Consider the following 16,171-nt stretch of genomic DNA (forward strand, 5'->3'; position numbering starts at 1 on the left):
GGGGAACGGCATGGCAAGAAGCGGAAAGGCGGACGGGTCCCGCACCCTCGGTTCTGCCGCCATGTTGTTCACGAGTTATTTCATCCTCGCGGACTGGGGGCTCCAGTGGGCGACGGTCCGCGGCGCGGGGTCCCCGGTGTTCCCCGCTGCGGGGGTCGCCCTCGCCGGTCTCTTGCTCGGCGGCCTGCGGCTGTGGCCGGCCGTGTTCGCCGGCAGAATGGCCGCATTTCTCGTGGACGGGCGTTCACTCCCGCTGTGGGCCCAGTGCGTCATTGCGGCGGGAAACACGATTGCGGCCGTGTGCGGCGCCTGGATCCTCACACGCGCGCGTGTCCGGCCCGCACTGACGCGCCTGCGCGACGTGCGGGCTTTGATCGGAGCTTGCCTCGTCAGCTCGGCCGTCGGCGCCACCTTCGGGAGCGCCGCGCTCGGCAGCGTGCTCGTGCAGGGATTCGGGCTAGCTCCGCTCGTGTGGCTCAACTGGTGGGCGGGCAACGTGATGGGCATGCTCGTCGTCACGCCCCTCGTGCTGAGCTGGACGCCCGGCGAGCCGATCGGTCAGCCGTTTCGGTGGTGGATGCATCTTTTGCTGAGCACCGTGACCGCCGGGGGCGTCGCATGGTTGATTTTCGGGCCTCATATGCCCCGCCTGCCCCTCGCATGGTTGATTTTCCCGGCGCTCATGTGGGCGGCCCTGGCCGGGGGCGTGCGGGGAGCGACGGCGGCCATGCTCCCTTCGGCCTCGGCTGCTGTCTGGGGCACGACGGCGGGGTATGGGCCGTTTGCCCCCGTCGCGGAGCATTTGCGACTCGTGATGCTCCAGCAATTCGTCGCCGTGGCCGCCGCGAGCACGCTGGTCCTGGCCGTCGTCGTGGACGAAAGGCGAAGGAGCGAGCTGCTCCGCGAGAATGAAGAACGACTGCGGCTTGCGAGCCGGGCCGGACGAACCGGTGTGTGGACCTGGAATCTCACGACGGGGAGGGCTTTCTGGACCCCGGAGGCCTGCGAGCTCTACGGCCACGGAAGCGGCTGCACGGTCGATTACGAGCGGTGGATCGAGAGCGTGCATCCGGACGACCGCGAGCAGGCCCGACGCAAGGTCCGCGAGGCCATGGAGCAGGCTCGGTCCGGGGGGAGCGGGCCCCATTCTTACAAGTCCGAATATCGCGTCATCCACGCCGACGGGACCACCCTGTGGCTCGAATCGAGCGGCGCCATCGAGCGGAAGGGAGACGAGCTCGTGATGCTCGGCGTCGTCCGGGACATCACGGAGCGCAAGCTCGCCGAGGCGGCCCTGCACGAGAGCGAAGCGCACATTCGCCGCGTGCTCGATAATCTCTTCGCGTTCGTCGGCGTGCTCGACCTCGAGGGGACGGTCCTGCAATGCAATCGCGCGCCGCTCGAAGCGGCGAACATCACGGCCGTCGACGTCCTCGGGAAGAAATTCTGGGATTGCTACTGGTGGAGCGGTTTGCCCGAGGCGCAGGCGCGGCTCCACGATGCCATGGACCGCGCCAGGCGCGGCGAGGTCGTTCGTTTCGACGTGACGGCGCGAATGGCAGGGAACTCCCTCATCTGCGTCGACTTCCAGCTCGCGCCGCTGCGTGACGACGAGGGCCGCGTCACCCACCTCCTTCCCTCCGGGATGGATATCACGGCGCGCAAGCGCGCCGAGAACGAGCGCGAGCGATTGCTGGAGAGCGAGCGAGCCGCCCGCGCGGAGGTGGAGCGCGCGAGCCGCCTCAAAGACGAGTTTCTCTCGACGGTGAGCCACGAGCTTCGCACCCCGCTCACCGTCATCCTCGGCTGGTCGCAGGTCCTACGCCGCCGGGCGAACGGCAAGGATGAGGACCTCCACAAGGGGCTCGCGGTCATCGACCGCAATGCCCGCGTCCTTTCGCAGCTCATCGAGGACCTGCTCGACATGGGCCGCTTCAGCACCGGAAAGACGCGTCTCGAGGTACAATCGGTGGACCTGCACGACGTGGTCGCGCTCGTCCTCTCGTCCGTCGCCCCTTCGGCGGCGGCAAAACACATCGAGCTCGAATCCATCACGAGGCCCTTTCCGGGCAAGGTGCGCGGCGATCTGAATCGATTGCAACAGGTGATCTGGAACCTCGTGAGCAACGCCGTCAAATTCACCCCGAGCGGCGGGAGGGTCGAGGTCACGCTCGACCGGATCGACGATCTCGCCGAGATCACCGTGTCCGATACGGGGCAAGGCATCACGCCCGAGTTCCTGCCGCACGTCTTCGAGCGATTTCGCCAGGCAGACGGTTCGACGACGCGGGAGCACGGCGGGCTCGGCCTCGGGCTCGCCATCGTGAAGAACCTGGTCGAGCTCCACGGCGGCACCGTGCGCGTGACGAGTGATGGCGAGGGAAAAGGCGCGACGTTCATCGTGAGGCTCCCGATCGAGGATGCCCGTGCTTCCGGGGGCACGGAGGTCGACGACGTCTCGAATCTGGGGATCGCGGCGCGCGCCGTGAACGACTCGACGCGCCGGACGGGCTAGAGGGATTTCCAGGCGAGATCGCCATTGCGGAGGAAAACCCGCACGGCGCGTCCGCGGATGGCGTCGCGCGCCACGAAGCCGAACACACGGCCGTCGTGGCTGTTTCCGCGGTTGTCGCCCATCACGAGGTAATGGCCGTCGGGGACCCGTGCAGGGCCGAAATCAGGTCCGCCGAAGCCGAGGCGGAGCGGGTGGCGGGTATCGCCGAGCTCCTCGTAGTCACCGCCGGGCTCGTGCGTGACAGGAGCTTCCTGCCCATTGAGCGTGACGCGGCCGTCCTTCACGGTCACCATGTCCCCGGGGCCGGCGACGACCCGCTTCAAAAGCGTGGCGTCGTTTTCGGGCGACGCCAGGACGACCACGTCCCCCGGTTTCGGCTCCGTGGTTGGCAGGACGTACGTATCGACCACGGGCAGCCGCACCCCGAAGGCGCGTTTGTCGACGAGGATACGGTCGCCCACGTGGATCGTCGGCTCCATCGAGCCGCTCGGGACGACGTAATGGTCGGCGAGCGAGGTCCGCGCGAGGAGCATGACGGCGACGACGGTCGCCATCGGCAAAACCTCCTTGAGGACGCGACGGCGGCGGCCGGGGACCGACCGGGGCGACGGCGAGGGCGAAGATGCGGGGGGAGGGGTGGAGGGGCGAGCAGAAGGAGGGGTGGCCATCGCGCCTGAAACCGACTGCTTCCGCGTCTATTCCCGCAAACGTTGCCCTCGCCCGCGCGAGCGCCCGGAACATGCGCGTCGAGGTGGACCGGCCGATTGTCCTCGGCATCCTTGACAGTATGACCGATCGGTCATATGACTGGTCGGTCGCATGCCGAAGAGCACCTTTTTCCGGCTCCCCGAGGAGCGGCGCGCGCGCCTCGTGCACGAGGCCATCGTCGAGTTCGCCGATCGGACGTACGCCGAGGCGTCGCTGTCTCAGATCGCGCGACGCGCGAACATCCCCAAGGGCAGCGTCTATCAATACTTCGAAGACAAGCTCGATCTGTACCGATGGCTGCTCACCGAGGAGGCGCCGCGCCTGAAGCGCGAGTTCGTGGGGAAACCGAGCATGGAAGGCGATTTCTGGACGCGCCTCGAGGATTTCGTCGAGCGCGGCATGGCATTCCTCGTCGAGCACCCGCGCCTCGCCCGTCTCTCGGCGGCCGCGGCCGATCCGACGGCGAACCCGGAGGTCCGCGGCCTGCACAAGGCCATTTGCGAGGCAGGCTTGAAGGAGCTCCGGGCCGTGCTCGAAGCGGGAGCCGAAAGCAGCGCGCTCCATGCGCCCGATCTGGACGTGGCGACGCGCTTCGTGGCGACGATCATCGGCCCCGGGCTGACCGACGTGGTGCTGAAGGAGCTCGGCGCCGAGCTCCACGAGGTGCTGGCCTCGGATTCCCTCCGGAAGCGGCTCGGGCCGAAACGCCGCCGGGCGCTGGCCCACCAGGCCGTCCACTTCATTCGAAAAGGTCTGGGCTCGGAGAAGCCTCGGCGTGGAAAGGAAACGTGAATGGTCCGATTCGATTTCTCGGGGCGCGTCGCGCTCGTCATCGGCGGCAGCTCCGGCATCGGGCTCGCCTCGGCGCGCGGATTCGCGCGAGCGGGCGCGGGCGTCGTCATCGCAGCCCGCGGGGAGAACGCCGGGCGCGAGGCCTGCGCGGCGCTGCAAGCCGAGGGGGCGCAGGCGACCTTCGTTCAGACCGATGTGCGCGACGAGGCCGCGGTGGCGCGCGCCGTGAAAGAAACCGTCAAGCATTTCGGCCGGCTCGATTTCGCGGTGAACTGCGCCGGCGGCGGCGACATGGCCCCGCTCGAGGACACCAAGCAGGACGTGTGGGACGACGTCATGGCCGTCAATGCCCGGGGGGTATGGCTTTCCATGCGGCATGAAATCCCGGCGATGATCGCGTCGGGAGGCGGCGCCATCGTCAACATCAGCTCGATCTTCGGCATGGCGGGGAGGGCGGCCCAGCACGCGTACGTCGCTTCCAAGCACGCGGTCGTCGGAATGACACGATCGGTGGCGCTGGAATATGCGACGAGAGGCATCCGCGTGAATGCCCTTTGCGCGGGCGTCACCGGGACACCCAGCATGCGGCAGTTCGAGACCTTCGCCCCCGAGCTCGTCCAAGCGCTCGTCGCGCAGCATCCCATGGGTCGAATGGCCACCGAGGAGGAGATGGCCGGGGCCGTGCTCTGGTTGTGCTCCGAGAGCGCGGGTTACGTGACCGGCGCGCCCCTGCTCGTCGACGGCGGCTTTCTCGCCGCGTGAGTGATGGCCACCCGACGAGGTGGGTCAGTAGTTGTGCACCAGGACGCCGCCCGCGAAATAGTTATGAAGGCCGTCGACGGAGAGGTCGTAGACCGTCGTTCGATGGTCGAAGTCGGTACGCGCTTCGAGCGTCACCGGCGCGCCGTTCTCGCTGAGCAAGACGTCCCCGATTTCGAGTACGCGCGCATGAACGTATCCGCGACCCACGACGAAGATCGGATGCTCCGCCGTCACGCGTAGCTCCTCTCCGTTCGAGAGCCGGAACGTCGCCACCGGCCGCTCCTCGCGTTCGGCCACGCGACGGACCTGCAAAACACGGCGTGCTCCGCGCTCGACGTCATACCCGATCACGGCGTCGCCGGGCCGCAGGCGCTCGATGGCGACCTCGCCCCGCGGCGTCGCGACGGGCGTGCCCGCAGCAAAACACGACGAGCCGGCGATCCCGTGTACGGCATCGGTCGCTGGCCGCATCGCGCCCTTGGCGTCACGCACGCAGGGCATGAGCAGATACCCGCCGTCGCAATCGATGGGATCCCCGGAGAGCTGCACCTCGAGCTCGGCGCCGCCCGCCATTCGGAGCGCACGCTCGCCGAGGAGCGCGTCGAGCAGCCGCCGATCGAGTGTGCGGACCACGGAGCCCGCGTCGCAGGCGAGCGCGGCGCGCGCGCCCGGCGATTTTTCTTGTGGCGCGGCCACGATCGCGACGGCGCGGGCCTCCGGCGGAAGCTCGCGGACGTGGAGCCTCACATCGAGCATGCAATCATAACTGGAGGGCGCTGGCACGAGCTCGATGGGGCCGGCCGACGGAGTGGCGAGTTTTTCGGGTTCACCCGCGCGCGCCTGGCTCGGCCGCTCGTCGCGGACGAGCAGATCGTCGACGAAATAATCGTCCGGCGCGCCCACATCGAGCAAAGAAGCATGAATTCCATCGGCGTTGCTCGGGGCTGCGGCGAGGCGAGGGCGGGCCCCGGAGGCGGTGAGGAGTACGTCGCCCTTTTGCAACTTGGAGGCGGCCTGGAACGTTCCGGCGTCTGGCAGGAAAAACTTGCGTGCCTGGGGGACCTCGATGTGCCGTCCGTCGTCGAGTCGCAACCACACCGAAGGAAGGGATTTGCTGCGCATGGAGCGCAAGCGCGTCGCGACCCGCTGCTTCTTGGCGACGTCATACGCGAGCACGTGATGCCCCACGACGAGGCGATCGGCCTGAACGCCGCCCGAAGGCGTGGCCACGATATTGCTCTCCTCGAAGCCGTCCAGGAGCGAAACGGACGTGCCCCAGGCTTCCTCCGCGGCGTGCAGGCGCCCTTCGCGGTCGCGCACGCAGCCGAGCACCGCATAACGCCGATCTCGGCGGATTTCCGGGGGCGTGAGCCGGAAGGGCAGGGTCAAATCGTCGCCGCCCGCGGCTGCGAACACGCCGCGCCCGACCTCGCGCACGACCCGTCCGTTACGACAATCCATGCGCACGAGCCCGCCGAGGGGCTCTCCTTTTTCGGCGAGCACGAGCGCGAAGGAGACGGCATCGTCGTCGAGCGGCGTGACCCGCACGCCCACTTCGATCCCCTGTGGCAATGCGCTCGCGGAGAGCCACGGCACGTGGCGCTCCCCCGCGAGCGTGCTCGTCGCGACCAGGCGATCTTTTCGGTAAGCACAAACGCGGTACGAATCGCCCTGTGACAGCGGCTTTTCCGCCGTCGTGGGCAGCGTGAGGCGAGCGCCGCGGAGCTTTGCCTTCGGGAACGTGGCGAAGAGCTCGCCCGCATTGCACGAGCCGGGAACGACGGGGCCGCGGCTCCTGCGCACGGTGAGGCGATCAAAAGGTGTCGACGTCTGGAGCAGGCGGAGGCGCAGCGCCGGCAAACCGCGGTTGTCGTTGAATTCGGTGATCGACGCGACGGCCTGCGCCTCGGGGAGCTTCGCCGCGGCCTCGGCCACGCCGGGACCCATGTCCGTGGCGCCGCAACTCGCGCGCAATCCCGCGCCGAGGACGAGGAGCGTGAGCCAGGAGCGTCGGCGTCGCGGGTGAAGCTTTTCCATGTGGTGGCTCGACCCGAGCACGGTTTTCCCTCGACGGCCAAGTATTCTACGACGCACCGAGATGCTAGGATTGCGTGCGGTGCGCATCGTCTCCTCCCTCCTCGCAGTCCTCGCGACCTGCACGGCGCTGCTCGGGTGCTGCCGCCCGCCCCCTTGCCTCTCGGGCGCATGTCCCCAGGTCGGCCTCGAAACGCCGGACGAGATGTTCCGCCTCGTTCGTCGGGAGCTCGAACGATCCGAGGAGGCGACGCCGCTCGTCGGCGGGCACATCCTCGAGCAGCTCCCCAGGCTTTTTCCCGACGTGAGCCAATTGCCCGACCCGCCGCGGTGCCGGTTGGATCTCGTCGACGCGGCGTCGGCGGCCACGTTCGACGAGAAGCCGATCACGTTTTCACGAATGCTGATGGCGCGCATTCGCGCCGTGGGGAACATGCAGAGCACGCGGGACGTGTCGGACGCCAAAGCCGTCTATCTGCGGAGACTCGTCGAGCTCGACGAGTCGCGCCTCACCGATTACCAGTTTTCCCCCGGCGAAGCGGGTCCCGCTCCGCCGAAATCGCTCGTGCGTTATGCCGCGCTCTCGGCGCTCGAACGGTACAACATGCCCCTGCACGAGACAGAGGGGCTTTTCCGGCGGCTGCAAGCGTCCCCGGACGACCGCGCGGCGTGGATCCTGCACGACACCGTGCTCAGCCACCTCGAGCTGGCGATCCACCGGACCCCGAAGCACAGCATCGACGACCTGGCCAAGAGCCTGTTTTTCTCCTGGCTGCCCGACATGCAGCGGCGATTGAATGGCCCTTCCGACCCGCTCTCGCTCGAAATCGTGCTCCAGCGCATGTTGCCGCTGGGGGTCTTCAGCGCGAAGGTCGGCGTGACGGACGAGGCGCGCAAGCTCCTCGAAAGCGTGATCGCGGCGCGCGGGGACTTTCCACTCACGCGTGGCATTCCCGGCGCCGCGCGTGATCTGACCGCCACTGCTTGGATGGCGCTGTTCGACCTCGACACGCCGCGTTCGAACACCAGCATTCGGGTGATCCTCCCATCGCCCGCGCGGAAGGTCTTCCGACCGGATGAGGCCTGGCAGGCGGATCCTGCGCCGGCCCGTCCCGCCGCCGAGGCCGTCGCGACGCGGATGCGCGACCTCGAGGGCGAGCTTCTGGAGCTGAAATTCGCGTACGGCCGTTGCCACGTGCTGCGAGAGCAGGCTTTCTGGGTATCTCCCGGCGACGCGGACCGGCTCTTCGACAGAATGGTCGCGCCGCTCTCCCCGGGCGGAAAGGTGGCGTTCAGCAGCGAAGCGTTCTGCCGCATGCGCGCCGCGACCAGCCTCCGCGCGGCGCCGGAGAGCAAGCGCGTGAGCCTCGTGCTCCGGTGGTTACGCGCGGAGCCGGCCGACATCGCGGAATGGGATCCGACTGGCGACAGCACCGACGCCATGGTCGGGCCCGACACCGACAAGAAGCAGATCAAGACGCGTGCCACTTTGGTGCTCTCCGAAAACCCCGAATGGGTCGAGCGTCACGCCGAGCTGCGCACCTGGCTCGCGGAGCAAGCGCAGAAGCGGAATCCAACCACGGGGCGTGCGGAGCACGGCCCAATGTGGGAAGAGCTCCATCCCGCCTGCGAGCGGCTCCTCGCCTTTCACGCCTCGGGGCACCCCGAGGCGAGCGTCGAGGTCGGCCGAGCCATTCTGCGCGCGTGGATCGAGAGCGCACGCGCCACCCTCGAGAGCGAGGTCGGCTCCTACGATTCCGCGCTCGCCCTGAAGCTCTTCGCCCTGGGCGATTTCGCCGTGCGTTTCGGCTTGCGCGACGAAGCCCAGGCGATCTTCGACGAAATGGCGAAACGTGTCGTTCCACCCCCGGGTGAGGACAGCCTGGGCCTCCATTTGTCTCTTGCTCACGACGCGACGGTCGCATCGCTCTTGATGTCGTTCACGGTGGCGCCGTCAAAATGAACCGCCCACCACCGCGCCACCCACGAGCGGCGCGACAAACCACGAGACGCCCGGCGCAGGCCGTCGCGGTTGCCCCACGCTCCCCGTGCCGCCTCCGCTTCGATACTCGTTCCAATCGTCGATCGCCGCCGTCGGCATCGTGAAAATTTGCGCCTCGCTGAGCGCAATCCCGATGGTTGCGCTCAGCGCGCCCGTCACCGGCCTTCCATACCCCAGCGCCAGCACCAGGCCGACGCTCGTGGACACCGTGCCGCAGAGCACGTGATTGAACCATTTGCGGCGCAGCACCTCCGATTCCGCGCTCTCGCGAAGGAGCCGCTCGCCACGCGCGAGCTTCATCCGTCGCTCCTTGGCCGTCGCATCCGGCATGGCCCGCAGATCGGCCGCTGCATGACGAGCGGGAAACGGAACGAGGCCCAGAGGAATCAGGCCGAGGGACGACCCGACCGCGCCCACGGCGGCGTCGGCCCGGAGTCCCGGATCGGTGACGGCGACCGCGATGACGCCTTGCCCGACCGTCAGCGCGCTCCAGCCCGTGTACCAGCCATACCACCATCGATTCGCCGCAGGGGTACCTCGATCGAGGCGTGCCTGGAGAAACGCGATGCGCCGCGTGACCTCTTCGTCCGATGGAGGCGCGGCACGCAGCGGAGGCTCGGCGCGTGCAGAGGACGCGGCGAGCGAGATGGCAGAGGCGACGAGGAGCGAGAGGTTTGCCCGGACGATGTTTGTCATCATGATGCACTACGCTTTCTTGCTCTTCCCCGCTTTGCCAGGGCGCCGCTCGCGGGCGGTCGACTCTCGCACGATCGTGATGAACGCGCGCAGCGCCGCGCGCACGAGGCGGTGGCTCGGGTGAAACAGGCGGAGACCGGGGAACGGCGGCGTCCAGTCGGCGAGCACGCGGACGAGGCGCCCCGCCTCGACATCGGCGGCCACGGCGAGATCACTCAGGAACGCGAGGCCCGCGCCGGCGAGGGCTGCGTCCAGAATGAGGTCGTCATTGTCGAGCGTCAGCGCGCCTCGGACGTCGACGGCCACCTCGCGCCCCCGCTTTTCGAGCTCCCAGCGATACACCATGCCGCTCGCCATGCGGCGGCGAATGCACTCGTGGTCGAGCAGATCCTTCGGCTTCGTCGGCTTCGGACGAGACGCGAAATACGAGGGCGCGCCGACCACGGCCATGCTGATGTCCGCGCCGCACGGGATCGCGACCATGTCCTGCGGTACGGCCTCCGCGAGCCGCACGCCTGCATCGAAGCCCTCGGCGACGATGTCGACGAAGCGCTCTTCCGTCACGAGCTCCACGCGCACGTCGGGATGGCGCCGCCGCATTTCGAGGATCATGGGAAGCACGGCGACCTGCGCGGCGCCTTTCGACGTGTTGATGCGTAGCGTGCCGCTCGGCGTGTCCCGCAGCTCGTGCATCTCGTCGAGCGTGGAGGAGACCTCCCGGAGCGCCGGCTGAACGCGCCTGACGAAATGCTCGCCGGCCGCCGAGAGCGACACGCTCCGCGTGGTGCGGTGGAACAGCCGGACCCCGAGCCGCTGTTCGAGCGCGGAGATCGCGTGGCTGAGCGCCGACGGCGACATTTCGAGCTGCCGGGCCGCGGCGCGAAAGCTCTTCAGGCTCGCGATGGCGACCACGGCTTCGAGCTCGATCAAGCTGGCGCGGATCATTGTTCCAAAGTTTGCATCAGAGCATGCCGGATTGCACGGATTGTTTCAACGGTCGGCATACTCTACATCGAGGGCATGAGCAAGACGGTTCTCGTGACGGGTTGTTCCTCGGGGTTTGGTCGTGACATCGCGAAGGTGTTCGCCGCGGAGGGCTGGAACGTCGCGGCGACGATGCGCACGCCGGAAGTGGAGTCGGAGCTCCGCGCGTCGGATCGGATGAGCGTGCTCCGGCTCGACGTGCAGGATCGCGCGAGCATCGACGCCGCCGTGGCCTCGACGCTCGCGCGGTTCGGCTCGATCGACGTCGTCGTCAACAACGCGGGCTTCGGCCTTTTCGGGGTGTTCGAGGAGACCACGCGCGAAAAAATCCTCGAGCAGTTCGAGGTGAACGTGTTCGGGATGATGGACGTGACGCGCGCCGTCCTCCCCACCTTGCGAAAGCAGCGCTCCGGCGTCGTGATCAACGTGAGCTCGGGCGCGGGGGTGTTCACGCTGCCGATGATATCCGCCTATTGCGCGAGCAAGTTCGCGCTGGAAGGGTTTTCCGAGGCGCTCTCGTACGAGCTTCTGTCGCTCGGAATCCGCGTGAAGATCGTCGAGCCGGGCGGCGTGACGAGCACGCGCTTCGGCGAGCGCAGCGCCAAGGAGTCGAGCTCCGCGTCGCCGATTGCCGATTACGCGCCGTTCGTCGAGGGCGCCGCCCGGGTATTCGCGGAGCTCAGGCAAGCGCGCAGCCTCGCGACGGCGGAGGAAGTCGCGCGGGTCGTCTTCGAGGCCGCGACCGACGGCACCGAGCGGTTGCGTTATCTCGCCACGAAAGACATCGCGCCGCTCGTCGAGGCGCGGCGACAAACCTCGGAAGAGGCGTACATCGAGATGATGCGGTCGCGGTTCGCGCCCAAGCTCTGACGCTCACTCCGTCACGGCGCGGCGCACCGCGACGGCCAGGCTGCACGCTTCGAGCTCGTCGCGGTGGGACGCGCCGAGCGACGACAAGGCGAGCTCCTCGTTTCGCCGGAGCACCCGCAAGAGCGGCTTTTTCGCGGCGAGATCATAAAGCGTCACGCGCGCCCCGGCCTTCGTATCCGCGACGGTGAGCAAGAGCTCCGCGGCGGCCGCCCTTTTGGCGAGGTCGACCGGCGCTTTTTGAAGGTCTTTCCGCAGCCGCTTCAGCACATTCCGATCCTGCGCGGTACGCACCGAGCTCTCGAAGGCCGGCGCGAGCACCGCGAGGCCGATCCGCAGCTCCGCGAGCCGCCGCACGTTCGCGGTCTCGTCGTCGACCTTCGCCCCGGCAAAGTACACGCCGCGCACCTTCGCGAGCAGATCACGCTCCGATGTGGAGGCGGGCGGATACATCAGGCAAACGAGGAATGCGTCCTTGATCGACCCGCGCGCCGCATCGTCCACGGCCCGCGCATCACGCAGCTCCGCCGCCGGCGCGCGTACATAAAGCGCAGGCCGACGCAACGTCGCGTCGAGCGCGCCCGCCGCGCGAAGCGCCGGGTCGATGAGCTCCACCGTCTCCCCCTCCGCCGCGGCCTCGACGAGCCATAGCTCCGTGTCCGCGACGAGCCTCTCGTGCCCCGCAGGAAGCCCCGGGCGAAGCGCATCGAGCTCGGAGAGCAGCGCGGTCCGATCCGCCTCGAGCTCGCGCCGCTCGTGGATCATCATGGCCGTAAAAAGCCCCGCGATGACCACGAGCGCGAGCAGCGGCAGGAGCTTCGCCGGCCGGAATCCCTCGCGGCTCGCGAAAGGCGACGCCATTCCGAGCCCCGCCGCGTGATGCTTCGCGCGTGCTTTGGGGCTGACGGCCCGCTCCACGCGCGCGCGGAGCGCCGGATTCATGCGCGGCGTGACCAGAAATGTAGCCACGTCAGGTCCCCCGCGCCCGCGCGGCCGGCGCGCGCATGTTGCGATCGATGAGCCCCTCGAGTTCGTCGCGGCTCACGCCGAGCCGCGCCGCCGCATGCGACGCGAGCGACGTCGTGGCCACACCCGCGACGAACTGGTACGTCGGACGGTGCGCCGCGTCGAGCCCTACCTGGATGAATCTGAGCCCCGCAATCGAGTTTTCCCGCGCGAGCCGCGCCGCGAACGTCAAGAAATGCGTGGTGATGAACGCCTGCGGGCGCAGCTTCGAGAGGAGCGTGATCACGAGCTCGAAGATCTCTTCACCCTCGGACGGGTTCGTCCCGGAACACAATTCGTCGAGCATGACCATCGCGCCGGGGCCGAGCATCTCGAACAGCGCCCGGATGCGCACGAGCTCCATCCCGAGCCGCCCCTCGCTCTGATCCACCCGCGTCTCCTGGATCAGCGAGACGACGAGCCCCGGGACGCGCACGAGGCTCGCCTCTCGCGCGGGCACGAACATGCCTCCTTGCGCGAGGATCTGCGCCAGCGCCACCGATTGCAAGAGCCGCGTCTTGCCGCCGGAATTCGGCCCGGTGATGAGCACGGTCGCGCTCGTCCGATCCGTCACGAGATCACACGGCACCGCGCGGACGCCGCTCGCGACGAGCAGCGGATTGAAGAGCCCGAGCAGCTTGCGCGGCCGATCGTCCGCGTCCTCCGCGGCCGGGCGTATCTCGGGCAAGCAGACTTCGAGGCCCGCGGCCTCCGCGAGGTCCCGGAAGCCGAGCGCACCGAGGTACACTTCCATCTCGCCGAGGAGCGGAATGAACCGGAGGACGTGCGCCTCGACGCCCTCGAAGACCGCGTCGAGCAGGCGCGCCATGACCTCGCCGTCGCTGAAGCGGTAGCCGCGGAAAAACATCTCGATCTTGGCGAGCCACCGCCGCGCCGGCGAAAGGACGAAGGGGTTGTCCTGACGCTCGCGGAGGTTTCGAACCTCGAACCCGCGCACGCGCCCGTCGGCGCCGACGCGGATCGTGACGCCGAGCGTGGCGAGGTGCTCGTCGTAGTCGAGCAGATCGACCATCGATCGATATCCCTCGGTCTCGCGGACCGAGGCGCCGAATGCACGCAGGCCCGAGAGGCCGGATTTCGCGCCGTCGAAGGATTCGCTCATCCGGTCGAACGCCTCCTTGACGAGCACGAGCACGTCGAGCTGCCGTCGCGTCGCGTCGAACTTCTTCCCGGCCGTCGCGCCTTCGAGCGCGGAGCGCAGGCGGCAGGCGATCGTGTAAAGGTCCTCGAACTGCCGGCGAAAAACGGTCGAGCTGGAGAGCTCGCGCAAGATGTCGCGCCGGTGCTCCGTCACGCGTGGATCCGTGGGCGGATGCGCGAGGACGCGGAAGATGAATGCGCGGTTCACGACCGCGTCGCGCTCGCCCGAGCGTACGCGGAAGCCGCGGGCGACGAGCTCCTCGAGGAACAGGTCCTGCGCGAAGCTCTGCGGATCCCATGTGGACGGCGCGAGCGGCGCTCGATCGAGCGCCTGGCTGAAGAGCCCGCCGGAGACCCCGCTCGCGAATGCGAACGAGAGGGCCTGGCGCATCTCTTCGAGGTCGGGTCGCGCGATCGGCTCGGGGTGGAGGAGGCTCAGGATCTCGTGAGCCGGGGCGGTGTGGGAGGCGGGTGGAGAGGGCTTCATGGGCGGCGCGAGGAGGGGACGTTCCGGGAGGGACGACGCATGGTCGCCGAAAGTTCCCGCGGCGACAAGCTCGCCGCGCGGCTCGAACCCATCACCGCGCGCCGCTTGGCGCGGCCTCCTCGATCGCGACGTCGGCAATCCAGTTCCGCTTGCGCCGCGCGAGCCGGACCTCCTCGGTTTCTTGATCCAACGTGGCGGATGCGCGCCGGAGGAGCGAGGGATCGACGCCCTCGAACGTGTTCACATTGACGACGGCGTAGAGCCGGTCGTCGATGCGGCAGGTGACCACCGGCGTGATGCCACACTTCGCGCAGACGTGGAAATCGGCGGTTTTCGTGCCGAATGCATACTTCGTTACGAGAGCGGGTTCGCGGACATGCACGCGGAGCGCGCCCGTCCGGCAGGAGGTCCAGACCCCGCCGTGCTTGGTGCAGAACGAGCACGTGCAAGCGCGCGCCGGGATCTCGGAGGGGTCCGGTGTCCAGTCGAGCGTGAACGAGATGTTCGTACAGTGGCATTGACCGTGGATCAGCATCGAGGCTCCGTCCGTCGAGACGTCGACATTAGCGTGGTTTTACCGGCCGCGCTTGCCGAAATGCGAGCGCGGGGACGTACCGGTTGACGGGCATCGCGGCCCGAGGGACACTCCTCGCGGAGATGGCAATGCGCGTTCGTGACGGCTACCTCGTGATCGGCCACTTCGGGCGGGCGCCGATTCGTATCCACTGGACCATGCCGCTCGGCGCGTTCGTGCTCTGTGGGCTCAGGTTTGCGCCGGGCGCATGGCTCGGATTCTTGATCCTCGTCCTCGTGCACGAGCTCGGCCACGCGCTGCTCGCGCGTGCGGTCGGGGGCTACGTCGCCTCCGTCGACGTTCATGCGGTCGGCGGGTCTTGCGAATGGGGCGGCGATGTCACCATGAAGCAACGCGCGATCGTCGCGTGGGGCGGCGTCCTCGCGCAGCTGGCCGTGTTGCTCACGGCCCCCGTCTGGTCGAGCGTCCTGCCGTCCGGGGGGTTCTTCGGGGAGATCACGACGGCGCTCACGACGACGAACCTGATGTTGATCGCCCTGAACTTGATTCCCGCCCCGCCGTTCGATGGCGCCGAGGCTTGGCGGCTGTTCCGGCGCTGAGCTACAGCATGACGCTGACCATTTTCTGCGACACGGTCTTCCCGGAAGAGGCGCATCGCGAGCTTTGCGAGGGCGTGGCCGGGCATTCTCTGGTGTTCGCCTCCGCGAGGACGTCCTCCAATCTGGCGAGCGGAGCGCCGGACCCCGCGCTGCTCACGGCCGACGTCGCCTTCGGCCAGCCGGCCCTGGACGGGCTCCTCGGTTCGTCTCGCCTTCGCTGGGCCCACCTCACCAGCGCCGGGTATACCCGTTATGACGTCGACGCGATTCGCGCGGCGCTCACGTCGAGAGGAATTGCTCTCACGACGAGCTCCACGGTGTATGCCGATCCGTGCGCCGAGCACGTGCTCGCCATGATGTTGTCCATGGCGCGGCAGCTCCCCGCGTCGCTCGACGCGCAACGAACGACGCGCGCCTGGGAGAGCACGTCGCGGCGTGAGCGGTCGTTCTTGCTCCGGGGACAAACCGTGCTCTTGCTCGGATACGGCGCCATTGGTCGGCGGATTGCGGAGTTGCTCGCGCCATTCGAGGTGCGGCTCTTCGTGTTCCGTCGGCGCGCGGAGGGGGACCCTCGCGTGACGGTCGTGCACGAAGGGGACATCGATCGTGCGTTGGGCGAGGCGAATCACGTGGTGAACGTGTTGCCGGAGAACGAGGCGACGCGCGGGTTTCTCGATCGTGCTCGGATTGCGCAGCTGCGCGACGGGGCATTCGTGTACAACGTGGGGCGAGGAACGACGGTGGATCAAGGGGCATTGCTGGAGGCCCTGGAGAGCGGGCGGCTCGGAGGAGCATATCTCGACGTGACGGAGGTCGAGCCGCTCCCGCCGGAGCATCCCCTGTGGTCGGCGCCGAACTGCTTCATCACGCCCCATTCGGCGGGCGGGCGGCGCGGGGAGCACCTCGCGCTCGTGCGGCATTTCTTGGACAACCTGAGGCGCTTCGAGCGGGGGGAGGCGCTCGTCGATCGGGTGCTCTGAAGTCGGGTGGGCCCGCCTGGTCTCGATGCGCAGACAGGGACCTT

14 protein-coding genes are annotated in these 16,171 nt (G+C 68.3%); 7 read left to right on the forward strand and 7 right to left on the reverse strand.

Features of this window, described 5'->3' with window-relative positions; translation table 11 throughout:
• Positions 1–10: 10 nt before the first annotated feature.
• Positions 11–2,515 carry an ATP-binding protein gene (locus tag QHF83_RS34425; protein ID WP_282422261.1) on the forward strand — a complete coding sequence of 835 codons (2,505 nt, stop codon included), beginning with the start codon at positions 11–13 and terminating at the stop codon, positions 2,513–2,515.
• Here the strand turns inward: QHF83_RS34425 and lepB are convergent.
• On the reverse strand, positions 2,512–3,069 hold the full coding sequence (gene lepB, locus QHF83_RS34430; protein ID WP_282422262.1) for a signal peptidase I: 558 nt from the start codon (positions 3,067–3,069) through the stop codon (positions 2,512–2,514). The genes QHF83_RS34425 and lepB overlap by 4 nt on opposite strands.
• Before the next feature lie 265 nt (positions 3,070–3,334).
• Here lepB and QHF83_RS34435 point away from each other — a divergent pair, with 265 nt between their 5' ends.
• Positions 3,335–4,015 carry a TetR/AcrR family transcriptional regulator gene (locus tag QHF83_RS34435; protein WP_282422263.1) on the forward strand — a complete coding sequence of 227 codons (681 nt, stop codon included), beginning with the start codon at positions 3,335–3,337 and terminating at the stop codon, positions 4,013–4,015.
• On the forward strand, positions 4,016–4,777 hold the full coding sequence (locus tag QHF83_RS34440; RefSeq protein WP_282422264.1) for an SDR family oxidoreductase: 762 nt from the start codon (positions 4,016–4,018) through the stop codon (positions 4,775–4,777).
• Positions 4,778–4,801: 24 nt separating this feature from the next.
• Here QHF83_RS34440 and QHF83_RS34445 read toward each other — a convergent pair whose 3' ends face one another.
• Positions 4,802–6,814 carry a polymorphic toxin-type HINT domain-containing protein gene (locus tag QHF83_RS34445; protein WP_282422265.1) on the reverse strand — a complete coding sequence of 671 codons (2,013 nt, stop codon included), beginning with the start codon at positions 6,812–6,814 and terminating at the stop codon, positions 4,802–4,804.
• A 61-nt stretch (positions 6,815–6,875) separates the two neighbouring features.
• Here QHF83_RS34445 and QHF83_RS34450 point away from each other — a divergent pair, with 61 nt between their 5' ends.
• Positions 6,876–8,774: a hypothetical protein gene (locus QHF83_RS34450; RefSeq protein ID WP_282422266.1), complete on the forward strand. Its 1,899-nt coding sequence runs from the start codon at positions 6,876–6,878 to the stop codon at positions 8,772–8,774.
• Here the strand turns inward: QHF83_RS34450 and QHF83_RS34455 are convergent.
• Positions 8,766–9,509, reverse strand: coding sequence for a hypothetical protein (locus tag QHF83_RS34455; protein WP_282422267.1), 744 nt, complete (start codon positions 9,507–9,509; stop codon positions 8,766–8,768). The two genes, QHF83_RS34450 and QHF83_RS34455, sit on opposite strands and share 9 nt — an antisense overlap.
• A 9-nt stretch (positions 9,510–9,518) precedes the next feature.
• A complete protein-coding gene (locus QHF83_RS34460; protein ID WP_282422268.1) occupies positions 9,519–10,454 on the reverse strand; it encodes a LysR family transcriptional regulator in 936 nt (311 codons plus the stop codon).
• A 75-nt stretch (positions 10,455–10,529) separates the two neighbouring features.
• On the opposite strand from QHF83_RS34460, the gene QHF83_RS34465 reads away from it, so the two are divergent.
• Complete coding sequence (locus tag QHF83_RS34465; protein ID WP_282422269.1) at positions 10,530–11,363, forward strand: SDR family oxidoreductase; 834 nt, start codon at positions 10,530–10,532, stop codon at positions 11,361–11,363.
• Between the two features lie 3 nt (positions 11,364–11,366).
• On the opposite strand, the gene QHF83_RS34470 is transcribed toward QHF83_RS34465, so the two are convergent.
• From QHF83_RS34470 to QHF83_RS34480, 3 genes are all read right to left on the reverse strand, one after another.
• Complete coding sequence (locus QHF83_RS34470; protein WP_282422270.1) at positions 11,367–12,329, reverse strand: hypothetical protein; 963 nt, start codon at positions 12,327–12,329, stop codon at positions 11,367–11,369.
• A gap of 1 nt (position 12,330) precedes the next feature.
• Positions 12,331–14,013, reverse strand: a complete 1,683-nt coding sequence (locus QHF83_RS34475) for a DNA mismatch repair protein (RefSeq protein ID WP_282422271.1) — start codon at positions 14,011–14,013, stop codon at positions 12,331–12,333.
• A gap of 91 nt (positions 14,014–14,104) precedes the next feature.
• Positions 14,105–14,548, reverse strand: coding sequence for a hypothetical protein (locus QHF83_RS34480; protein ID WP_282422272.1), 444 nt, complete (start codon positions 14,546–14,548; stop codon positions 14,105–14,107).
• Positions 14,549–14,676: 128 nt separating this feature from the next.
• Between QHF83_RS34480 and QHF83_RS34485 the strand changes: the two genes are divergently transcribed.
• Positions 14,677–15,147, forward strand: coding sequence for a hypothetical protein (locus QHF83_RS34485; RefSeq protein ID WP_282422273.1), 471 nt, complete (start codon positions 14,677–14,679; stop codon positions 15,145–15,147).
• Positions 15,148–15,155: 8 nt separating this feature from the next.
• Positions 15,156–16,127, forward strand: coding sequence for a D-2-hydroxyacid dehydrogenase (locus QHF83_RS34490; RefSeq protein WP_282422274.1), 972 nt, complete (start codon positions 15,156–15,158; stop codon positions 16,125–16,127).
• Positions 16,128–16,171 lie beyond the last annotated feature (44 nt).

Source organism: Polyangium sp. 15x6, from assembly GCF_029960785.1.
GTDB lineage: Bacteria > Myxococcota_A > Polyangia > Polyangiales > Polyangiaceae > Polyangium.